This window comes from Streptococcus parasanguinis, from assembly GCF_000963275.1.
In the GTDB taxonomy this organism is placed as follows: Bacteria; Bacillota; Bacilli; order Lactobacillales; family Streptococcaceae; genus Streptococcus; species Streptococcus parasanguinis_B.
Genome location: NZ_JYOW01000001.1, coordinates 592505 through 614882 on the forward strand (window position 1 = coordinate 592505; position 22378 = coordinate 614882).

The 22378-nt window shown below is 43.2% G+C and carries 20 protein-coding genes and 1 riboswitch; of the genes, 18 read left to right on the forward strand and 2 right to left on the reverse strand.

Going from position 1 to position 22378, the window contains the following annotated elements:
* Positions 1 to 167: 167 nt before the first annotated feature.
* The 7 genes from TZ97_RS02965 to TZ97_RS02995 all read left to right on the forward strand — a co-directional run bounded on the left by TZ97_RS02965 (position 168) and on the right by TZ97_RS02995 (position 6663).
* Positions 168 to 1427, forward strand: a complete 1260-nt coding sequence (locus TZ97_RS02965) for a UDP-N-acetylglucosamine 1-carboxyvinyltransferase (RefSeq protein ID WP_045759317.1) — start codon at positions 168 to 170, stop codon at positions 1425 to 1427.
* 56 nt (positions 1428 to 1483) lie between these two features.
* Entirely contained in the window at positions 1484 to 2035 is a 552-nt protein-coding gene (locus TZ97_RS02970) for a GNAT family N-acetyltransferase (RefSeq protein WP_045759318.1), read from the forward strand.
* Entirely contained in the window at positions 2028 to 3305 is a 1278-nt protein-coding gene (gene spxR / locus TZ97_RS02975) for a CBS-HotDog domain-containing transcription factor SpxR (RefSeq protein WP_045759319.1), read from the forward strand. Before TZ97_RS02970 ends, spxR begins: the two co-directional genes overlap by 8 nt.
* 20 nt (positions 3306 to 3325) lie before the next feature.
* Entirely contained in the window at positions 3326 to 4186 is an 861-nt protein-coding gene (locus TZ97_RS02980) for a methionyl aminopeptidase (protein ID WP_045759320.1), read from the forward strand.
* 83 nt (positions 4187 to 4269) lie between these two features.
* Complete coding sequence (locus TZ97_RS02985; protein WP_045759321.1) at positions 4270 to 5241, forward strand: YihY/virulence factor BrkB family protein; 972 nt, start codon at positions 4270 to 4272, stop codon at positions 5239 to 5241.
* Positions 5242 to 5494: 253 nt separating this feature from the next.
* On the forward strand, positions 5495 to 5959 hold the full coding sequence (locus TZ97_RS02990; protein ID WP_045759322.1) for a MarR family winged helix-turn-helix transcriptional regulator: 465 nt from the start codon (positions 5495 to 5497) through the stop codon (positions 5957 to 5959).
* Entirely contained in the window at positions 5956 to 6663 is a 708-nt protein-coding gene (locus tag TZ97_RS02995) for a B3/B4 domain-containing protein (protein WP_045759323.1), read from the forward strand. Before TZ97_RS02990 ends, TZ97_RS02995 begins: the two co-directional genes overlap by 4 nt.
* Before the next feature lie 25 nt (positions 6664 to 6688).
* Here the strand turns inward: TZ97_RS02995 and TZ97_RS03000 are convergent, their stop codons facing one another.
* A complete protein-coding gene (locus TZ97_RS03000; protein WP_021153029.1) occupies positions 6689 to 7132 on the reverse strand; it encodes a GtrA family protein in 444 nt (147 codons plus the stop codon).
* 28 nt (positions 7133 to 7160) lie between these two features.
* Positions 7161 to 7267, forward strand: a riboswitch (PreQ1 riboswitch).
* Here TZ97_RS03000 and TZ97_RS03005 point away from each other — a divergent pair.
* The 4 genes from TZ97_RS03005 (at position 7265) to pulA (ending at position 13166) form a co-directional block, all read left to right on the forward strand.
* Entirely contained in the window at positions 7265 to 7774 is a 510-nt protein-coding gene (locus tag TZ97_RS03005; RefSeq protein WP_045759324.1) for a QueT transporter family protein, read from the forward strand. (Overlaps the previous riboswitch by 3 nt.)
* 85 nt (positions 7775 to 7859) lie before the next feature.
* On the forward strand, positions 7860 to 9818 hold the full coding sequence (gene ligA / locus TZ97_RS03010; RefSeq protein WP_045759325.1) for an NAD-dependent DNA ligase LigA: 1959 nt from the start codon (positions 7860 to 7862) through the stop codon (positions 9816 to 9818).
* Positions 9819 to 9827: 9 nt separating this feature from the next.
* A complete protein-coding gene (locus TZ97_RS03015) occupies positions 9828 to 10790 on the forward strand; it encodes a diacylglycerol kinase family lipid kinase (RefSeq protein ID WP_045759326.1) in 963 nt (320 codons plus the stop codon).
* Positions 10791 to 10868: 78 nt separating this feature from the next.
* Positions 10869 to 13166, forward strand: coding sequence for a type I pullulanase (gene pulA, locus TZ97_RS03020; protein WP_045759327.1), 2298 nt, complete (start codon positions 10869 to 10871; stop codon positions 13164 to 13166).
* 54 nt (positions 13167 to 13220) lie between these two features.
* On the opposite strand, the gene TZ97_RS03025 is transcribed toward pulA, so the two are convergent.
* Positions 13221 to 15380 (reverse strand): LTA synthase family protein, encoded by a 2160-nt coding sequence (locus TZ97_RS03025; protein WP_045759328.1) that lies wholly within the window; start codon positions 15378 to 15380, stop codon positions 13221 to 13223.
* A 230-nt stretch (positions 15381 to 15610) separates the two neighbouring features.
* Here TZ97_RS03025 and TZ97_RS03030 point away from each other — a divergent pair, with 230 nt between their 5' ends.
* The 7 genes from TZ97_RS03030 (at position 15611) to TZ97_RS03060 (ending at position 22281) form a co-directional block, all read left to right on the forward strand.
* Positions 15611 to 16774 (forward strand): class I SAM-dependent rRNA methyltransferase, encoded by a 1164-nt coding sequence (locus tag TZ97_RS03030; RefSeq protein ID WP_045759329.1) that lies wholly within the window; start codon positions 15611 to 15613, stop codon positions 16772 to 16774.
* Positions 16771 to 17448: a type I 3-dehydroquinate dehydratase gene (gene aroD, locus TZ97_RS03035; protein ID WP_045759330.1), complete on the forward strand. Its 678-nt coding sequence runs from the start codon at positions 16771 to 16773 to the stop codon at positions 17446 to 17448. Before TZ97_RS03030 ends, aroD begins: the two co-directional genes overlap by 4 nt.
* The gene (gene aroE, locus TZ97_RS03040) at positions 17438 to 18310 is read left to right on the forward strand and encodes a shikimate dehydrogenase (RefSeq protein ID WP_045759331.1); all 873 of its coding nucleotides are present in this window, start codon (positions 17438 to 17440) and stop codon (positions 18308 to 18310) included. The genes aroD and aroE overlap by 11 nt, the downstream gene beginning before the upstream one ends.
* A gap of 162 nt (positions 18311 to 18472) precedes the next feature.
* Positions 18473 to 19546, forward strand: a complete 1074-nt coding sequence (gene aroB / locus TZ97_RS03045; RefSeq protein WP_045759332.1) for a 3-dehydroquinate synthase — start codon at positions 18473 to 18475, stop codon at positions 19544 to 19546.
* A 6-nt stretch (positions 19547 to 19552) separates the two neighbouring features.
* Positions 19553 to 20719: a chorismate synthase gene (aroC, locus tag TZ97_RS03050; protein WP_045759333.1), complete on the forward strand. Its 1167-nt coding sequence runs from the start codon at positions 19553 to 19555 to the stop codon at positions 20717 to 20719.
* A 16-nt stretch (positions 20720 to 20735) separates the two neighbouring features.
* Complete coding sequence (locus tag TZ97_RS03055; protein ID WP_045759334.1) at positions 20736 to 21842, forward strand: prephenate dehydrogenase; 1107 nt, start codon at positions 20736 to 20738, stop codon at positions 21840 to 21842.
* Between the two features lie 100 nt (positions 21843 to 21942).
* Positions 21943 to 22281 carry a YlbF/YmcA family competence regulator gene (locus tag TZ97_RS03060; RefSeq protein WP_045759335.1) on the forward strand — a complete coding sequence of 113 codons (339 nt, stop codon included), beginning with the start codon at positions 21943 to 21945 and terminating at the stop codon, positions 22279 to 22281.
* Positions 22282 to 22378 lie beyond the last annotated feature (97 nt).

The following is a 22378-nucleotide window of genomic DNA, read 5'->3' on the forward strand; positions in this document are numbered from 1 at the left end:
CAAGATGATCCTAGCTTTTTTTCGTTTTGAAAATTCCTACAGATGGAAAAATAGGTCGATCTGTGGTATAATAGATGCAGTATTTTAAATACGTTGTCCCTTTTATTTCCGTTGAAAAAAACGATAGTAAAAGGAAAAAGACTTGAAAGAGCTAATGAATTATTAAGATGAAAAAAATTGTAATAAATGGTGGTCGCCCTTTAAAAGGAGAGGTGACCATTAGTGGTGCAAAAAATAGTGTAGTAGCCCTGATTCCGGCGACCATTCTGGCGGATGACATCGTGACCCTTGATGGGGTACCGGATATCTCAGATGTTGCAAGTCTGATTGACATCATGACTATCATGGGGGCTACGATCGAGCGCAAAGAAGACAGTTTGATCATTGATCCACGTGGGGTGAAGAATATGCCCATGCCATTTGGAAAGATCAACAGTTTAAGAGCTTCCTATTATTTCTATGGTAGCTTGTTAGGACGCTATGGTCAAGCAACTGTTGGACTACCTGGTGGGTGTGACCTTGGACCACGTCCGATCGATTTGCATTTGAAGGCCTTTGAAGCGATGGGGGCTGCCATGACTATGGATGGTTCCAGTATGAAGCTTGCGACAGATGGCAAGCCTCTTCAAGGTGCGAATATCTATATGGACACTGTGAGTGTCGGTGCAACGATCAATACGATTTTGGCGGCCGTCAAGGCTGAAGGTCGGACAGTGATCGAAAATGCTGCGCGGGAACCTGAAATTATTGATGTGGTGACCTTGCTTAACAATATGGGAGCCCATATTCGTGGAGCAGGGACAGATATGATTATCATTGATGGTGTTTCACATTTGCATGGAACGAGACATCAGGTGATTCCTGATCGCATCGAAGCAGGAACTTATATTGCGCTTGCGGCTGCTATCGGAGAAGGTATTCAGATCAATAATGTCTTGTACGAGCATTTAGAGAGCTATATTGCCAAGTTAGAGGAAATGGGTGTGCGCATGACCATTTCTGAAGATAGCATCTTTGTAGAAAAACAAACAGGCTTGAAGGCCATCCAGATCAAAACCTCTCCTTATCCTGGTTTTGCGACTGATTTGCAACAACCGATCACACCTTTGCTCTTAACAGCAGCAGGACGTGGGCGAATTGTTGATACGATTTATGAAAAACGGGTCAACCATGTGCCAGAATTGGCTAAAATGGGGGCTACTATCTCGACCTTGAACGACCACATTATCTATGAAGGGCCAAATCAATTGACAGGATCCAGTGTGAAAGCGACGGATCTTCGAGCTGGTGCGGCTTTAGTGATCGCAGGTCTCATGGCTTCTGGAACAACAGAAATTACAAATGTGGAATACATCCTTCGCGGGTATTCAGATATTATTCATAAATTGACCCAACTTGGAGCAAATATCCAGTTGGTGGAGGAATAGTGACAGAGCTAGAGATCTGATAGTGGCAGCTGGTTACACGAACTATGGAGTTTGAGATGAATATTTGGACGCACTTAGCTGCCAATTCACTAATTGAAACACAAAGGTTGTATTTACGACCTTTTCTCTTTGAGGATGCGGAAGATTTTTATAAGATTGCTTCTAATCCTGAAAATTTACAATTTATCTTTCCTGCACAAGCAGATCTTGCCGAAACCCAGTATGTACTAGCCAACTATTTCATGAAAAATCCTTTGGGGGTTTGGGCCATCTGTGATAAGGAAACCAATCAGATGATCGGCTCCATCAAATTTGAAAAGTTGGATGAAATCAAAGGTGAGGCTGAGTTAGGCTACTTTTTACGCAAAGATTTTTGGGGAAAGGGCCTCATGACTGAAGCGGTCAAAGAGTTGGTTTATCTCTCATTTGAGAAATTTCAACTGAAGGAGCTTAAGATTGTCACCCATGTTGAAAATGCAGGGAGTCAAAAGGTCGCTTTAAAGACTGGCTTTCGTCTCTTTCGACAATTTAAAGGGAGTGACCGTTATACGCGTAAAATGCGCGATTATTATGATTTCCGCCTAGGTAGAGGGGACTTCTATGAGTAAACACCAAGAGATTTTAGATTACCTCGAAAAATTACCGATTGGAAAACGAGTCAGTGTTCGGAGTATTTCCAATTTTTTGAATGTCAGTGATGGAACGGCTTATCGTGCCATTAAAGAAGCTGAAAATCAAGGAATTGTAGAAACGCGTCCTAGAAGTGGGACCATCCGTGTTAAATCGAAAAAGGCTGTACTAGAGCATTTGACATATCGAGAAATCCAGGAAATTACCGGTTCGGAAATTTTAGCTGGTGAAGAGGGGCTCGAAAAAGAATTTAATAAATTCTACATCGGTGCCATGACGGAGAAGCACGTCCTAGACTATGTGTCTGAAGGGGGCCTTTTGATCGTGGGAGACCGCACCAGCATTCAACGATTGGCATTAAAGCATGACAATGCAGTCTTGGTGACAGGTGGCTTTGAGGTGAGTGAAGATGTGATTGATCTGGCCAATCAGGTACAAATCCCAGTCATTCGAACTTCACACGATACCTATACCGTTGCTACTATGATCAATAAGGCTTTGTCTAACATGCAGATCAAGACAGATATCTTGACGGTGGAGCAGGTCTATCGGCCTTTTCATGAGTATGGTTATCTTTCTGAAACCGATACGGTAAGGGATTATTTGGATTTAGTCCGGAAAAATCGCTTTAGCCGCTTTCCGGTTGTCAATCAACACCAGATGGTGGTTGGGGTTGTGACCATGCGAGATGCTGGAGATAAGGCGCCTCAGACGACCCTGGATAAGGTGATGTCACGGACTATTTTTACCACTAATTTGTCCACCAGCATTGCAACGATTAGCCAACGGATGATCGCTGAAGATTATGAGATGATTCCTGTTGTTCGTACTAACCAGACCTTGCTGGGTGTCATTACGCGTCGGGATGTCATGGATCGGATTAGCAAGGTGCAGTTTTCGAGCTTACCAACTTTTAGTGAGCAGATTGGCCAAAAGATTCAAACAGAGAACGACCATTACCAATTCACAGTGGAGCCAAGTATGCTGGAGAAAAGCGGTGTTTTGGCCAATGGGGTCATGATCGAAGTGCTGATGAAGGTTATTCGCAAGATGATGCAACACAGTGGGCGTAGCTTAATTGTCGAACAGTTAATCATCAATTTTTTACAGGCTGTACAGGTGGATGATGTGATCCGCATTGAACCACAGCTTGTTCGGCGAACCAGACGTTCGGCTTTGGTTGATTTTAGCTTATATTTAGATCTGCAGCTAGTCGCGAAAGCAACCATTACGATTAAGATTAATTAAACAAAAGAAATGAGGAGACAATGATTACATTAAAATCACAACGTGAAATTGAAGCCATGGATCGTGCAGGAGATTTCCTTGCCAGCATCCATATTGGATTGCGTGACTTGATCAAGCCAGGGCTTGACCTTTGGGAAGTAGAAGAATATGTCCGCCGTCGCTGTAAAGAAGCCAATGTCTTACCACTTCAAATTGGAGTAGAAGGCAGTCTCATGGACTATCCTTACGCGACTTGTTGCGGTTTAAATGATGAGGTTGCCCATGCCTTTCCCCGTCATGTTATCCTGAAAGATGGTGATCTCCTCAAGATAGATATGGTCTTATCTGAGCCACTCGACAAGTCTGTTCTGGATGTTTCAAAATTAGATTTTGATAATGTAGCCCAAGTGAAGAAATACACTGAGTCCTATACTGGTGGCTTGGCGGACTCTTGCTGGGCTTATGCGGTTGGAAATGTTTCGCAAGAAGTCAAAGATTTGATGGACGTGACTAAAGAATGTCTTTACAAAGGAATTGAGAAAGCAGTCGTAGGCAATCGCTTGGGAGATATTGGCGCAGCGATTCAAGAGTATGCGGAAATCAAAGGCTATGGCGTGGTGCGTGACTTGGTCGGCCACGGTGTCGGCCCTACCATGCATGAAGAACCAATGGTACCGCATTACGGTCGTGCTGGACGCGGTCTTCGTTTGCGTGAAGGGATGGTCTTGACGATTGAGCCAATGATCAATACCGGTACTTGGGAGATTGATACTGATATGGAAACTGGTTGGGCCCATAAGACCCTCGACGGTGGCCTTTCTTGTCAATACGAGCATCAATTTGTGATTACAAAAGATGGTCCAGTGATTCTAACTAGTCAAGGTGAAGAAGGAACTTACTAAAAGATTGAGAGGAAAGAATGGAGCTGAAGGCACGTGTCTGGTTTCGCTCTTTGCTCTTTTTTAGTAAAATGGGGAGGTGAGGAATGAAAAAGGTCCTACAAAAAGTACTGGCTCAGCCATTTATAAAGGGCTTCGTGCGGTTTTATCAGAGTGCAGAGTCTGATATCACCAGTATTGCAGTTGCCTATTATTTGCTGATCTCCATTTTCCCTTTGATGCTGATTGCAGCAAATATCTTGCCTTACTTTCATATTCGTCCTACCCAGATTCTTTTGAGCTTACAAAAAGTCTTGCCAGCCTCCTTATATCGAATAGTGGCACAGATGATTTCGAGCGTGTTGACCAAACCCTCGACAGGATTACTGAGTTTTTCGATTGTTTCCGCTTTGTGGATCTTCTCTCAGAGTATTGCCTACCTCCAAAAAGCCTATAACAAGAGTTACGGGGTGGAAAAGGAGCGTGGTATTATCTGGGGGCGACTCTTTAGCTTTCTGATCAGTTTTGCCTTGCAGGGTTTGTTTGGGCTCTCGCTCATCCTTTCCATGTTTGGAAAAATGATCGTCCGCTATCTCTATCAGACCTTTTCATTTGATCGGACAATTTATGTACGTTTATTGAATTTGACAGAGCCAACCATCTACCTCTTGCTCTTTGTCAGTCTAGTCTTGCTTTATTACACCCTTCCAAATGTTAAAATTCCAAAATTTAGATATGTTTTTCCAGGGGCGACTTTTGTGGTTGTTGTCCTGTATGCAATCTTGAATATCTTTTGGAAATATGTAGATCGCTATGTGAGTCATTTCTTAGATGCTCGTTTCTTCGGTTCGGTCGTCCTAGCGGTTATTATGTTTTGGTTTATCTTGGTAGCTAAAATCATGATTATTGGTTGTATTTTAAACGCCAGCATCCAATTTGCCAGAGAAGCCAAATTCCAAACGCGTAATGGAGAAATTGTTTCCAAATTAAAATCAGAAGAAGTGGCCTTCCGGCATAAAGAAGTTTCACAAAAATTAAAGCGTCGGTTACGCTTGATAAAAAAAGAAAAAACGGAATAAGGGAGAGTGGGACAGAAATCGGTCATTCGTTAGAATTCGATTTCGTCGTCCCACCTCCGCACAGTTGAGTAGGGCTGTAAAAGCTGATGGGATCAGCGTAGTAGAGCCCACTCAACCACTGCGTCTTGCTCGACAATTCAAAAATAATTGAGAGGCTAGGACTTTTGTCCCAGCCTCTTTTTTTCTTATCTATTTTTATTGCATTTGCAATAAAAATGTGTTATGCTATTGTCAATAGGAAAGGAGGAGTGAGATGAGTATTTTGCGTGAGATTGGTATCATTGCGCGAGCTCTGGATTCTATTGCAAATATCGAATTTAGAGATTTAGATTTAGCACGTGGTCAATATCTCTACCTGGTGCGAATTGCAGAGCAACCTGGAATGATTCAGGAAGAACTCTCTGACCTCTTGAAAGTAGATCGATCCACCGTTGCAAGGTCCGTAAAAAAACTAGAAGAGCGTGGCTTGATTCAGCAACGTCCGAGAGGGGAAAATCTCAAAACAAAGGAATGGGAGTTAACTGAAAAAGGTAAGCAGATTTATCCCTTCATTTTAGGGGAGCATCTTTACTCTGAGAGAACTGCTTTAAAAGGATTTTCCAAAAAAGAAGTCGCACAGTTAGAAGAGTACCTCATCCGAGTTCGTGAGAATATCACCTTGGATTGGGAACTGGTTAAAAAAGGTAAAAAAAGAAATTATAGTGAGGTAAAGCAATGAAAGTAACAGTCGATCAAGCATTTTGGGATTTATTCCCGACAGCTAGAATTACAGTGATGTCCTTGTATGGCATTGATAATACAGTAGATGAAGCCAAGGATCCTTATTTCAAAGAATTGTTGGACAAGGGTGCCAAGAGAGCATGGGAATTTATCGATGAAGAAAACTATACCCAGAGTGGGTTCGTTCAAGAGTGGCGCCAAGCTTTTAGCAAGTTTAAAACAAAAAAAGGAGCCCGATCTTCAATCGAAGCACTCTTAAAACGGGTTCACCAGGGTCGTGAATTTTATCCGATTAATCCTTTGGTGGATCTTTACAATAGCGTTTCGATGGCTTATGCTCTTCCTTGTGGGGGAGAAGATATGGATAAATTGGTGGGTGGACTTTCTCTAGGACAAGCGAAAGGAGGCGAACCTTTCTTTCCATTAGGAGCTGAAGAAGATGCACCAGCTTTGGAAGGGGAGATCATCTACTACGACCAAGAAGGCGCCGTTTGCCGTTGTTTGAATTGGCGTGAGGCTCAAAGAACCATGTTAACAGAAGATACCAAGGACGCTATTTTGGTGATTGAGGCCATCAACGAAGAACAGGCCAAACGGGCACAAACAGCCATGCAGGAATTGAAAGATCTAGCCAAGGATTATTTTGGGGTTGAAGGCACCATCTATCAATTAAGTGCAGAACATGCAAGTATAGAAGTTTAAAGTAATAAGGCTTGAAACAATCGTTTCAAGCCTTATTTTTGTTTTTAAAGACAAAGAGTTTACTAAAGACGTAATTGAGGACCACAATGGCCACTTGTGCAAAGAGGGTTTCGATTAGATTGATCTGGCTCTTGTTGTTGTGGACGAATTGACCGATAATTCCTGGGAACTGCTTGACAAAAATCTCAGTCAAGGCCATGTCCAGTATAAAGGTTCCAGAGCGCGCAATCGCAAATCGGATCAAGCGCTGAAACCAGCCCTTTCTTTCTTGTTTAAAGACAATGGTATCGTTGGTCGCAAAGGCAAAGAGGATCCCGGCAATGTTTCCAATCGCGGTCGCTAATCGTTCATCACGAGACACATGATAGATGAAGAGGCGGGTTCCGACGGAAACAATGGTTGTGGCAACTCCAAAAAAGAGATAGGATAAAATTTCATTATCAAAAAATTTTTTAATTAGTGTTTTCATAAATTCAGTCTACCATAAAACCTCAAAATATGCTATACTTGAAAGGTTGAAGAAATCAAACCTTCAACCCTTGGTGCTTAAGATCCTTTCGCCAAGCATATTACACGCGGGAAAACCGCTAAAGGAGAATAAATGAAACAGTTAACTGCTCGTGATATGGCACAAATTGCCATTGTTGCTGCGATTTATATCGTATTGACCATTACCCCACCTCTCAACGCTATGGCCTACTATGGCTATCAATTCCGTGTTTCGGAAATGATGAATTTCTTAGCTTTTTACAATAAGAAGTACTTGATTGCGGTGACGCTTGGTTGTATGATTGCTAACTTATTTAGTTTTGGATGGATCGATGTCTTTGTTGGTGGAGGTTCAACCTTTGTCTTCTTAGGACTTGGACTCATTCTATTTGGTCGATTCAAAAACAAGTTCTTGTTTGACGGTCTTATTCGCTTGGACCATTTCTTGTTTGCGATTTTCTTTTCCATCTCCATGTTTACGATTGCCTTGGAACTATACTACCTTCAAGGCCAACCATTCCTCTATAACTGGTTGACTATGGGATTGGGTGAATTCGCATCCTTGATTTTTGGAGCGATTGTGATCAATCAACTTTCTAAACGGATCGATTTTACAAAATAAGAAAAGGGAGCTTTGGCTCCTTTTTTTAATGCTAAGAATGCAGTAAATTCAAGGCTAAATTAAGATTTTATGATAAAATAAGAACATGAAAACCAGAATGAAAGAATTAGTGGAATTACTCAATCGATATGCTTACGAGTATTACACAAAAGACGCTCCATCTGTTTCAGATAGTGAATATGATCAATTATATCGAGAGTTGGTGGAACTAGAAACCGCTCATCCTGATGAGATCTTACCAGAGAGTCCAACTCACCGTGTAGGTGGGGTGGTTTTAAAAGGCTTTACCAAATACCAGCACCAGTATCCCCTTTATAGTTTGCAGGATGCTTTTTCGCGTGAAGAATTAGAAGCCTTTGATCAGCGTGTCCGTAAGGAATTTCCTTCTATCAGCTATGTATGTGAGCTGAAAATCGATGGCTTGTCCATTTCCCTCACCTATGAAAATGGAGTCCTCGTAACGGGGGCGACACGTGGGGATGGTTCTGTCGGTGAGGATATTACAGAGAACCTCAAGCGGGTCAAGGACATTCCTTTAGTGTTACCAGAGCCAGTGAACATTACAGTTCGAGGCGAGTGCTATATGCCACGGGCTTCCTTTGATCGGGTCAATCAGATCCGTCAAGAAAACGGCGAGCCGGAGTTTGCTAATCCACGGAATGCTGCTGCAGGAACGCTTCGCCAATTGGATACGAAAATCGTGGCCAAGCGAAATCTTGCAACTTTCTTGTATCAAGAAGTGAGCCCGACAGATCAAAGCAGTCAGGAAGGCGTGCTTGAGAAATTAGCCCGCTTAGGCTTTGTCGTGAACCAAGAGCGAGTGCTGGCTGAGGATATGGAGCAAATTTGGGACTTTATCCAAAAAGTAGCTCAGCTTCGAGAGGATCTTCCCTACGATATCGATGGGATCGTCATCAAGGTCAATGACCTAGCTGTTCAAGAAGAACTAGGCTTTACCGTTAAGGCTCCTAAATGGGCTGTCGCCTATAAGTTTCCAGCTGAAGAAAAAGAAGCGAAAATTCTATCGGTGGATTGGACGGTTGGACGGACCGGTGTTGTCACGCCAACTGCCAATCTAACTCCAGTCCAGCTAGCAGGAACCACTGTTAGTCGGGCAACCTTGCACAATGTGGACTATATTGCTGAAAAAGATATTCATCAGGATGATACCGTCATCGTCTACAAGGCGGGTGATATCATTCCTGCGGTCTTGCGTGTTGTTAAAGATAAGCGAGTCTCTGATCAAGCATTAGCCATTCCAACTCATTGTCCAAGCTGCCAGAGTGAGTTGCTTCATTTCGAGGATGAGGTAGCCCTTCGCTGTATCAATCCGCTCTGTCCAGCACAGATTAAGGAAGGATTGAGCCACTTTGCCAGTCGGGATGCTATGAATATCACAGGCTTGGGTCCAGCTGTTGTAGAGAAACTCTTCGCCGCTCAGTTGGTAGAGGATGTAGCTGGGATCTATCGTCTGACAGTCGAGGATCTATTGACCTTAGAAGGCTTTAAAGAAAAATCTGCTGAAAAACTCTATGAAGCCATTCAAGCTTCAAAAGAGAATTCAGCTGAGAAATTACTCTTTGGTTTGGGGATCCGCCATGTCGGTAGCAAGGTTAGTCAAATCTTGCTCCAAGAATTCCATGACCTCGATCAATTGGCTACAGCTGATCCAGAACGAATTGCCAGCATTGACAGTCTCGGTATGGTCGTGGCTGAAAGCCTCAAGCGTTATTTCGCACAAGAAGGATCCAAGCGCCTATTGCAAGAGCTTAAAGAAGCTGGCGTCAATATGGACTATCTTGGTGAGAAAGTCGCTGCTGATGCGGCCCTATCAGGAATGACAGTCGTTTTGACTGGGAAGCTAGAGCGACTCACGCGTTCAGAAGCCAAGACAAAATTAGAAAGTCTGGGCGCTAAGGTGACTGGATCGGTTTCCAAAAAAACAGATTTGGTCGTTGCAGGTAGTGACGCTGGTAGCAAGTTAACCAAAGCACAAGAATTAGGAATCCAGGTAGAAGATGAGGCCTGGCTTGAAAGTTTATAGAGGATCTTTATGGTAGAACGAATCAAAAAAGCCCGTTTAATTTATAATCCGACCTCTGGGCAAGAAATTATCAAGAAAAATATTGCGGAAGTTTTGGACGTACTCGAAGACGTGGGCTATGAAACCAGCGCTTATCAAACGACTCCAGAACCATTTTCTGCCCAAAATGAAGCAGAAAGAGCCGCTAAAGCAGGCTTTGATTTAATCATTGCCGCTGGTGGAGATGGTACGATTAACGAAGTGGTCAATGGGGTCGCAGGTCTGGAAAATCGTCCGCAGATGGCCTTTATCCCGACCGGTACCACCAATGACTATGCGCGTGCCTTGAAGATACCGATGGGAGATCCTGTGGCGGCTGCTCGCATTATCGAAAAGAATCAAACCATTCAAATGGACATTGGTCGTGCCTATGGCAGCAAGTATTTCATCAACATTGCTGCAGCAGGAACCATGACAGAATTGACCTTCAGTGTTCCAAGTAGTGTTAAATCTCGCTTGGGTTACTTTGCCTATGTAGCAGAAGCTGCTAAAATGTTGCCGCGAAACAAGGCTCGTAAGGTGCGGATCGAACACGATAATGGCGTTTTTGAAGGTCCAGCTTCGATGATTTTTGTGGCTTTGACCAACTCCATTGCTGGTTTTGAAAGTGTCGCACCAGATGCTAAGCTCGATGATGGAAATTTTACCTTGATTATCGTCAAGACTGCCAATCTCTTTAACATGTTGTCCTTGATGATTCAGGCTATTAATGGAGGCAAGCATGTGCACGATGAAAATGTAGAATATCTTAAGACCAAGAAGTTGTCGATCGAAATGTTAGGGAAAAATGCTCAACCATTCCGCATCAATCTAGATGGCGAATATGGGGGAGATACTCCAGTTGAATTGGAAGTCTTTCATAATCACTTGGAATTCTTTGCAAATATTGATGAAATCAACAACGATGCTTTGGTTCACACATCTGAAGAATAAAAACAAATAGTTGGAACCATGTACGTGTTTCACGTGCGAATGGTTCCTTCGGTATCAAATTGGAAATAGGAAAATGTTATGCGACAATACCATGTAAAGCTTCATTTTCATAAGCAAAAAGGAAATTATTTTGCCTATGATATGTGGCAATGGCAGGATCAAGTAGAAGGAAAATCAGTCTCTTTCTCCAAGTTAGATTATTTTGGAGTAGAGGGAAATCTGGTATATGAGAGTGAGGATGCCTTGAACCGGGGTCATGTCTTGGTTAAAGAGGGAGATTGGCTCACCAAAACCCGTGATTTTGAAATCGAACTCTTACCAGAAGGGCATGTTCGAGAAGTTTGGATTCTCGATGGGGACGATACTGTCTATTATTCTTTGCAAGCTGCTTTGACGAGTCATGCTTATAGTCATCATCAGCCTCATGCCTACGATATGGCGACCCATGCCAAGGAATTTGACACCAAATGGGCTTATCAAGGCTGGCTTGGTCATCGGGAGGAAGAAGGGGAGTATTGCTTTAAACTATGGGCTCCTACTGCCAAGAAAGTTGAATTGTTGCTCTATCAATCAACAGACTTGGATGCGCCTATTTGGAAGACTATTCCGATGATGCGAGGCAAACAAGAGTCTAGCTACCATCCAGAAAACACCCACGGTGTTTGGATTCTAGATTTTCTAGGAAATTTAAGTGGCATGGCTTATCAATATCGTGTGCATTTTGAACACCAGAATCAAGTGACGCGCGATCCTTATAGCATTGCAACGACAGCCGATGGAATGCGCTCAGCCATTCTCTCAAGAGCAGATCGTCAGTTTGATTGGGGCACTAAAAAAGGCGCCGATGCGACTCCCTGGCGCCTGGACAATCCTTGTCAAGCAGTGATCTATGAGATGCACCTTCGGGATTTGACCAAGTCACCGACATCAGGTGTAGACGAGTCTTTGCGTGGGACCTATCTGGGGGCTTGCCAAGAAGGAACTGTCAATAGCCATGGCGATGCGACTGCCTTTGATTATATCCGTCAGTTAGGGGTCAATGTTGTGCAATTACAGCCGATATCTGATCGCTATAAACAGTACGATGAAGAAGGTCGTGTGACCTACAATTGGGGTTACGACGTTCAGAATTATTCTGCACCAGAAACCAGTTTTTCAACGGATCCATCCAATCCCAAACAAACCATGAAAGAGCTTAAAACTATGATCCGGGCTTATCATGACGCTGGGATTTCGGTAGTCATAGATGTGGTCTACAATCATACCTACTCAACTGAGCATGGTCCTTTCCAAAATACAGTGCCCGATTATTATTACCGGATGGAGCCAGATGGGCGCTTCCAAAATGGGACAGGTGTCGGAAATGAGACGGCAAGTGAGCATGAAATGTACCGCAAGTACATGATTGATTCCCTTACGCACTGGGTCAAAGAGTACCAGATCGATGGTTTCCGCTTTGATTTGATGGGCATTCACGATGTGACGACAATGAATGCTATTCGGGAGGCGATGGATGCTCTGGATCCTCGCATTCTCCTTTATGGAGAAGGTTGGGATATGGGAACCGGTCTCGCACCAGAGGATAAGGCTAAGAAAGACAATGCGGTGCAATTGCCACGTATTGGATTCTTTAACGACACGGAGCGCGATGCTATTAAAGGAGCTGAGGTTTATGGTTCCATCAAACGTGGCTTTGTCAGCCGAAAATCAACAGAGAATATCGTTGCGCGTGCTGTTCTAGGCAGTGCAGAGCTGGGTCATTATTTAAGTCCGAATCAGGTTTTGAATTATGTGGAGGCTCATGACAATTATAATCTCTATGACTTGCTTCAGACCCTCCATCCAAATGAAGAAGTAGCAGGCTTAGTCAAGCGCTCAGAGTTGGCTACGGCCATGAACCTGCTCTTCCAGGGTATGACCTTTATGCAATTGGGTCAAGAGTTTATGCGGACTAAATTGGTAGCGACAGGTCCTGATGGAGAAATCACACCTTTGGATCGTGAGCGGGCCATGAATTCCTACAATGCTCCAGATTTTGTGAATCAGGTCAACTGGGATCTGGTCAGTCAAAACAAGGAATCAATTGCCTATATCCGAAGCTTGATCAATTTGAAGACAAGTCTTCCTGTCTTAGGGCTTGAAAGCTATGATAAAATCTACCAACAAGTCTTTATCCAATCTGCAACTGATTGTAGTGGACTTCTGATATTTGAACTAACAGGAGACAAGAAGTACTTGGTCATCTTCAACGCCAGCGGACTTCCATATTACCTCCAAAATTCAGATAAATTGAAATTGATGGTTGGAAATAGTCGTCATAAACGGCCATTCTATGTGGAGAATTTAACGGCTTCTGTTTTTGAAGTCCTAGACTAAGTTCTTTTTAAAGGAATCACAAAATCCCTGAGTTTAAAAACTCAGGGATTCTTTTTATTTAGAAGAACTGCTACTGGTCTCTGTTGAGGAAGAACTATCGTCTTCTGGGTGCAATTCTTTATAAGTAGGTGCCTTGAAGAGATCAACGGTGGACTGATTGCCACGTTGGTTATAAAGGCTGGTTGATTTGTCACCTTTTTCCTTTTCAATCTTCTTCAATGCCTTGAAGGAATTAGTGTAGGAATAATCATCTGGATTGACTTTTCCAAGATCATTGCCCTTGAAGAAGCGAAGGAGGTCACCGGTCTGGATACTATCGCTAATCTTCAATTGCAGGTTAGCAGCTTCCCTGATCTTGTCCAGTTCTTCCTTGGTTTTTTCGTCTGGGTTCGTGATTTCCTCACCTGTTTTGGTGTAATAGGTCCGGCCACTATAGCTCGTATACTCTGGAGTAACAAAGTAGTTAGCAGAGCGGAAGGCGACGATTTGATCATGTTCTGGTGAGAGCATATCTTGGCCAACTTGGAGGAATTTATTGGATTCAATACCTAGCAAATGTTCCAAGGTTGGGAGCATATCAATTTCGCCACCGTAGGTATCAATGATGCCACCCTTATCCATACCTGGAATAACTACCATATAAGGAACGCGTTGCAACATGGCATTGTCATAACTTGACCAAGTCTCAGAGTTCTTACCAAGTAGAGGAGCAAGAGCTGGGTTGCGGGAGTTTGAAATTCCGTAGTGGTCCCCATAGAGAACGATGATGGAATTTTTGTAAAGACCAGATTCTTTCAGGTAATCAAAGAAGGCCTTGATCGAAGAATCTAGGTAGTTAGCGGTCGCAAAATAGCCATTGATGGTTTCGTCCTGTGTCTTAGCTAGAGGGAAGCCAAGATCATCTCCTGACAAACTGGTCGTATAAGGATAGTGGTTGGAAACCGTAATGAACTTAGTATAGAAAGGTTGTTGCAATCTTTCAAGGTATTTAATGGAATCCTTGAGCATGTATTTGTCATTAAGACCATACTGGAAGGAATTGCTGCTGTTTTGTTTGGTGAAGTAGCTAGCATCAAAGAAGTAATTGTAGCCCCATTGTTTATAGGCAGTATTCCGGTTCCAGAAACTTCCAGCATTCCCGTGGAAAACAGCGCTCGAGTTGTAACCATTTTTTGAAAGAATAAATGGTGCAGCCTGTTGGGTATTGGTTCCACCATAGTTCACCATAAAGGAACCTTGGTTGAGTCCGAAGAGGCCTGTTTCAATCATGGTTTCAGCATCAGACGTTTTTCCTGCCTTGACTTGGTTAAAGACGTTTGAAAAGGCAAAGGTTTCTTTCGAGTGGTAAAGTGAGTTTAAGAAAGGTGTCACTTCATATTCTTTATCGTCTACTTTCAACTTGTAATCGATCAAGAATTGTTGGAAACTTTCCAAGTGAATGTAGATAACATTACGGCCTTTGGCCATTCCAAAGTACTCAGGATTAGGCTTGGCATAATGCTGTTGGATATATTCTTCCACCGGTTTTAAATCTGCTTCGGAGGCTTTGGAACGTTCTTTGTTGGCAGCATAGGTCTGATTAGCGCTATAACCCAGAAAGGCTGGTAAGCCTAGGGCACGAACGACATAGTAGTTTGAGAACCCACGAGTCAAGAGCTCAGGTCGGTCAATTTCTGCGAGGAAAAGGTTGGCCGAAAAGAGCATAGCCGATAAAGAGGTAACCGCAAAACTAGCTCGTTTATTGAAGGGACGATTGTCCATTCGAATCCATTTCTTAAAGAAGAAGAAAGCTAGAATAGGGAAATCTAGAATGTAGATCACATCCCAAGGTCGGAACAATTCTAAAGCAGCAGCTCCGAGACCGGCAGAAACCTTGCTGGAAGCCAACATGGTATTGACCGTTACGAAGTCTGTAAACTCTCGATAATAGATGGAGTTGGAAATCAACCAAATAAATAAGAGAAGGTAGATCCCAAAGGCCAAACTATAAAAGAGCTTGGTTCGTTTGATATAAAGTGCAAGACCAATGAAGAGCAGACTAATCGGCAATGGGTTGATCACTGCTAGAAAAATCTGATACGGTCCCTGAATGTCTAAATTAAAATCAACTGAATAGGCCCACATGGTTTTGAACCAGTAGAGCAACAGAAGGGTCAAGACAAATCCTAGTCTGGTACTCATGAAATTGAGTATCGAATTCGTAATTTTTTTCACAAAATGTTACTTCCTTGTCTTATTTCCTAAAAATTTTCATATACAAGTATACCACAATTTTATGGAGAAAGAAAAAAATGACTGTAAAGGAGAGGAAAGAAATAGGAAAGATCCGGCATTTTATATCATTTGAAGCTAAATGATGAAAGCTAGGATAAAACGGTAAAAAAAGTTCCAGTAAATAAAGCCTCTCTTTGTGAAAACTGCAGACTTTTGCTATAATAGAGGATATGAAAAAACTCACAGTTAGTCGCCAAGTCGCAACAAAAATCAAACAAGGACAATCCCTTCTTGAAAAGCAAGATTTTGAGTCACTTCCTGCTTTGGATCAAGAGGTTCAATTGCTTTCAGGAGATGGACAATACCTCGGAGTCGGATACTTATCTGAACAAAATAAAGGGATTGGATGGTTTGTTTCACAAGAGTTGGTCGCTTTTGATCAAGACTTTTTTAAAAAGCTTTTCATCAAAGCCAAGCAATACCGTCGTTCTTATTATGCGGATGAAACGACGACGGCCTTTCGTCTCTTTAACCAAGATGGAGATGGTTTTGGTGGCTTTACGGTTGACTTATATGGTGAGTTTGTTGTTTTTTCTTGGTACAATCCCTTCGTATTTCAGATTAAGGAAACCATTCTAGCAGCCTTTCAAGAAGCTTTTTCAGAAGTCCGAGGCGGCTATGAAAAGATTCGCTTTAAAGGTTTGGACTATGAATCGGCTCATGTCTATGGAGAAGAAGCTCCGCAAGAATTTTTGATTCTTGAAAATGGGGTCTCTTACCAAGTCTTTCTCAATGATGGCTTGATGACGGGGATCTTTTTGGACCAGCATGAAGTCCGAGGAAGTTTAGTTGAGGGGCTCGCTGCTGGTAAGTCCTTGCTCAATATGTTCTCTTATACAGCTGCTTTTTCTGTTGCAGCTGCCATGGGCGGAGCAGTAGAGACGACTTCGGTCGATCTGGCTAAGAGAAGTAGAGAATTATCAGAAGCGCATTTTGTGGCAAATGGCTTGGCGCTGGATGCTCATCGTTTTGTCGTGATGGATGTCTTTGACTATTACAAATATGCCAAACGCCATGAGCTAAGCTATGATGTGATCGTACTCGATCCGCCTAGCTTTGCGCGGAATAAAAAACGGACCTTTTCAGTCGCTAAAGATTACCATCGGTTGGTGAGCGAGGCCCTCGAGATTTTAAATCCAGGTGGGACCGTGATTCTCAGTACCAATGCGGCAAATGTGACCAAAGAAAAATTTAAAAAACAAATCGAAAAGGGATTTCAAGGGCGTAAACATCGTTATGTAGCAGAATACGGCCTTCCGGGAGATTTTCGATGGAACAAGAAAGAAGAAAGTAGTAATTACTTAAAAGTATTTACGATTAGGGTGGATGTATGAAGTTAGTTGTGTCGATTATGCCTCGCTCCTTAGAAGAGGCGCAACAACTAGATGGTTCGCGTTACGATGATGCGGATGTCATTGAGTGGCGTGCGGACTTTTTAGAAAAAAACGAGATCTTAACCGTCGCTCCTGCAGTTTTTGAGAAATTTGCTGGACGCGAGATTTTATTCACCTTGCGGACTCGAGCTGAAGGTGGAGGGATGGAGCTGACTAATGAAGAATATGTTGGGATCCTGAAAGATATTCAATCCATCTATCATCCGGATTATATCGATTTCGAGTATTATAGTCACCGTGAAGTCTTTGAAGAGATGTTGGAATTTTCAAATCTTGTTCTCAGCTACCATAACTTCCAAGAAACTCCGGAAAATATGATGGAGATCTTATCGGAATTGACCAGTTTTTCTCCAAAATTAGTCAAAGTATCTGTCATGGCCCACAATGAACAAGATGTTCTTGACTTGATGAATTATACGCGTGGTTTCAAGACACTGAACCCTGAGCAAGAATATGTAACGATTTCCATGGGCAAGGTCGGGAAGATTTCGCGCTTGACAGCTGATTTGACAGGCTCTTCTTGGTCTTATGCTAGAGTCGGAGATGAAAGTGCTCCAGGTCAAATTCCTCTTGAAAATATGAGAAGAATTCGGGAGTTATTAAATGAAGATTGACGGATATACTCGGATGGCAGCGGTCATTGCCCATCCCATTCGTCATAGTATTTCTCCTTTCATCCATAATCTAGCCTATGAATTAACAGCGACCAATGCTGCTTATCTAGCTTGGGATATTGCTGAAGAAGACTTAGAAAGCACCATCAGCCAAATTCGTAAGTTGGATATGATTGGGGCCAATATCTCCATGCCCTACAAGCAGAAGGTCTTTCCTTACTTAGATGAAGTGGATGAGATGGCCCGAAAGATCGGTTCTGTCAATACTATCGTTCACCGCGATGGTAAGCTTAAAGGCTATAATACAGATGGGATAGGTTTCTTTCGTAGTTTACCTCCTGCTTTCTCTATTAAGGGAAAAACAATGGTTCTCTTAGGTGCAGGTGGTGCAGCTTTAGCGATTATTGCACAGGCGATTCATCTAGGTGTGAAACGTATCCTTGTCTTTGTGAGAGAGGAGAGATTAGTTCATTATCGTTCAATAGTTCAGTTGGTTGAAGAAGGCTTTGATTTCTTGATAGAATTGTATGCGATTGAGAAAGATGAAGATGTTCAAAACTTTTTTCATCAAGCTGATCTCATCTTAAATGCCACTGGTGTTGGAATGGATGGTCAGTCTCTTCCAATAGCGAGTCACTTGACCTTTCCCCCACAGGCCTTAATCGTAGAGATGGCTTACTATCCGGCAGTGACCCCCTTTCTGCAATTGGCAGTGAATCAAGGAAACCAGAGGGAAAATGGGCTGGGAATGCTCTTTTATCAAGCTGAAGTAGCCTTTGAATTAATGACTGGAAAAGTATTTCCTACAGAGTCTGTATGGGAAGCATTGACAACTGAATATCGTCAATTTGTATGTGATTAAGAGAGGGGTTTACCTTTTCCTATTGAAAAAGCTTTATGAGATTAGAACAAGACCTGATTTTTAATAAAACAGTCTTGCTCTAGTCTCTTTTTCATTTTGATTGAGACATGTGCCTTATTTCATGATAAGATAGAATCAAAGAAAAACGTGAAGGAGACTCCTATGAACGTATCGGTACCTATTCCAGGACATTCCTATGATATTGTGATTGAAAGAGGTGGTCTCAACCAGGTTGGAGACTGGTTGCGCACTCTTTGGGGCGATAAAAAAGTCGCCATTATTTCCGATAACCGCGTGGCTAAGCTATATGCCTCTATCGTAGAGAAGAGCCTTGAGAAAGCTGGTTTTCAAGTGGTGCGCTTTGAGTTTCTTCAAGGGGAAGCCAGTAAGAATCTAACCACTGTTTCAAAAGTCTATGACTTTCTAGCTACCCAGGGCATGACGCGCAGTGATGGAATCGTTGTTCTTGGGGGTGGCGTAGTTGGTGATTTGGCTGGTTTTGCTGCCTCGACCTATATGCGGGGAATTTCCTTTGTTCAGATCCCGACTAGCTTGACCGCACAGGTGGATTCTTCTATCGGGGGAAAGACGGGGGTCAACACAGCACTTGCTAAAAACATGGTAGGGACCTTTGCTCAACCAGATGGTGTGTTTATTGATCCTGAAGTGTTGAGCACGTTGGGGCAACGTGAATTGATCGAGGGGATGGGCGAAGTCATCAAGTACGGTCTCATCCAAGATACTGAACTCTGGGAAGAATTGGAAGCCATGGATGGTTCTGTCCAGAGTATTTTAGAGCATGCAGAGAGCATCATTTCTCATTCTTGCTTGGTGAAGCGAGACCATGTTGTGGCAGACGAGTTGGACAATGGCATTCGCCTGTATCTCAACTTTGGGCATACTATTGGACATGCTATTGAAGCGACAGCTGGTTATGGGCAGGTTATGCATGGAGAAGCCGTCAGTATGGGCATGGTGCAGCTCTCCCGAGTTGCAGAAGAAAAGGGCTTGATGCCAAAAGGAATCAGCCAACAAATCGAAGAAATGTGCCGGAAATTTGGCCTTCCGGTGACCTATGAGAACTGGGATAAAGAAGCCCTTTATCAAGCCTTGACTCATGACAAAAAAGCTCGTGGGACGAACTTGAAATTAGTCATTGTTCCAGAGTTGGGGCAAGCAGCGATTCATCAAATCCCTCTTCAAGAAATGAAGGACTTTTTAGAAAGAAAGGTATAAGGTCGTATGAGATATTTAACAGCAGGAGAGTCCCATGGGCCTCGACTAACAGCCATCATCGAGGGGGTTCTGGCAGGCCTTCCTTTATCTGAAGAGGATATTAATAAAGAGCTCAAACGTCGACAAGGTGGCTATGGTCGTGGTGCTCGGATGAAAATTGAGAGTGACCGGGTCGAGATCACATCAGGGGTCCGTCATGGCTTGACCATGGGAGGTCCGATTACTCTGAACGTGACCAATCTGGATCATCAAAAATGGCTAGAGATCATGAATGTAGCACCGGTCGAAGAGAAAAAGAAAAATCTACGTAAGATCACCAAGCCACGTCCTGGTCATGCCGATCTAGTCGGAGGGATGAAATACCGTTTTGACGATCTTCGTAATTCGCTCGAACGTTCTTCTGCCCGTGAGACGACCATGCGTGTAGCCGTTGGTGCAGTTGCTAAACGGATTTTAGAAGAAATCGGCGTTGAAGTGGCCAGCCACATTGTTAATTTTGGGGGAATCGAGATTGCAATTCCCGGGAATCTAACCGTTTCAGAAATCAAGGAAAAGGCAGCGAAGTCGGAAGTTTCGATCGTTGTGCCAGAACAAGAAGAAGCCGTTAAGGCTTACATTGACCAAGTGAAAAAAGATGGCGATACCATCGGGGGAATTGTGGAAACCTTGGTTGGTGGTGTGCCTGTTGGACTAGGATCCTACGTGCAATGGGACAAGAAATTGGATGCCAAAATCGCTCAAGGAGTGGTCTCTATCAATGCCTTTAAGGGAATTGATTTTGGCCTTGGTTTTGACGCAGGTCGCCTAAAAGGTAGTCAAGTCATGGATGAAATCATCTGGTCTCAGGACACCGGTTATACCCGTCGTACTAATAATCTTGGTGGTTTTGAAGGGGGCATGACTAACGGAGAGCCGATTCTGGTTCGTGGCGTCATGAAGCCTATTCCAACGCTTTACAAACCCTTGATGAGTGTGGATATCGAAACCCATGAGCCTTATAAGGCAACAGTGGAGCGTAGCGATCCAACTGCTCTACCGGCTGCAGGTGTCGTGATGGAAGCAGTGGTCGCAACGGTCCTTGCTACAGAAGTGCTTGAAAAATTCTCATCCGATAACTTGGAAGAATTGAAAGAAGCCGTTGCCAAGCACCGGGATTTTACGAAGAATTTTTAAGAGAAAGAGTTTTCCTTTGGAGAAGAAAGTTGTCTATATTGCAGGGCTGGGCTTGATTGGTGCTTCCCTCGCGCTAGGGATTAAGAGAGCTCACCCAAACGTGACCATTCTTGGTTACAATCGTAGTGAATCCTCTCGAACCATCGCCCTTGAAAGAGGAATGGTGGATCAGGTGACGGATGATTTCGTAGCCTTTGCCCCTTTAGCAGATATCATTATTTTGGCCCTTCCCATCAAGCAAACCAAGTCTTACTTAGAAACCTTAGCTGGTCTGAATTTGAAAGACCAGGTACTAGTGACAGATGCAGGCTCTACCAAGGCAGCAATTGTCGCACAAGCCGAAAAGGTATTTAAAGACAAGGCCGTGCGCTTTGTGGGAGGGCATCCCATGGCTGGGAGTCATAAGACAGGTGCAGCAGCAGCGGATGCCACCTTATTTGAGAACGCTTATTATATTTTTACCCCTTCCAGCTTGACCACAGGAAGTGCCATGGAAGAGTTGAAAGAGCTTTTGAGTGGATTGGGATCCCGCTTTATTGAAATCGATGCTGAGGAACACGATCGGGTAACCTCCCAGATCAGTCATTTTCCTCATATTTTAGCATCGACCTTAGTCGAGCAGGCCGTAGCTTATGGAGAAGAGCATGAAATGACCCGACGTTTTGCGGCTGGTGGCTTTCGGGATATGACACGGATTGCAGAAAGTGAGCCAGGCATGTGGACCTCTATTCTCTTGTCCAATCCTCAAGCTATATTAGAGCGAATTGCAGATTTCAAAGAACGTTTGGACCAAGTGGCCGAGACCATTCAAGCAAATAACGAAGAGGCCATTTGGTCCTTTTTCCAAGAAGGGCGCAAGCACCGAAAAGAAATGCAGATCCATCAGCGTGCTGGCCACGATAGTGCTTATGATCTCTTTATCGATGTTCCCGATCAGGAAGGTGTGATCCTCGAAATCTTACAACTCCTGCAAGGGATTTCCTTGGTCAATATTCATATTAATGAAGAGAATCGTGAAGATATCCACGGAATTTTGCAGCTGACCTTTAAAAATTTAGAGGATCAAGAGCGGGCCCAAACAATGATTAGCCAGGCGACGTCTTATACCGTCCTTGCTCGCTAGGTCTACAGAAGGATTTGTATCAAAAGGCCTGCTTCATTTTAGGAATATTGAAGGAAAAGCAGTATAATAGAAGTATCTTATCAGTAAAGGAGCCTAGAAAATGGCAAATATTTATGATGTAGCAAACGAACTCTCTCGGACCCTGCGAGACCTTCCTGAATACACGGCTGTCGTAGAAAGCAAGCAAGCGATCGAAGCAAATCCAGAAGCGAAAACGCTGTTTGACGAATACGTCGCTTTCCAAAATCAACTGCAAGGCTTGATGCAATCCAGTCAACTTCCAACAGAAGCTGTGCAACAAGAAATGAAGGACTATATGGAAAAAATCCAAGCAAGTCCGATTGTGAATGAATTTTTCACCAAACAACAACAATTGTCTATTTATCTTGCAGATCTTGAAAAGATCATCTTTGAGCCGATTCAAGATTTATACAAGTAGAAATTTCTACCAGAGTTGTCATTTCGACTCTGGTATTTTCGTTCGCCACTAGAGGAAAACAAGCTCAAAAAATGCTTGGAAACATTCGTTTTTTGTT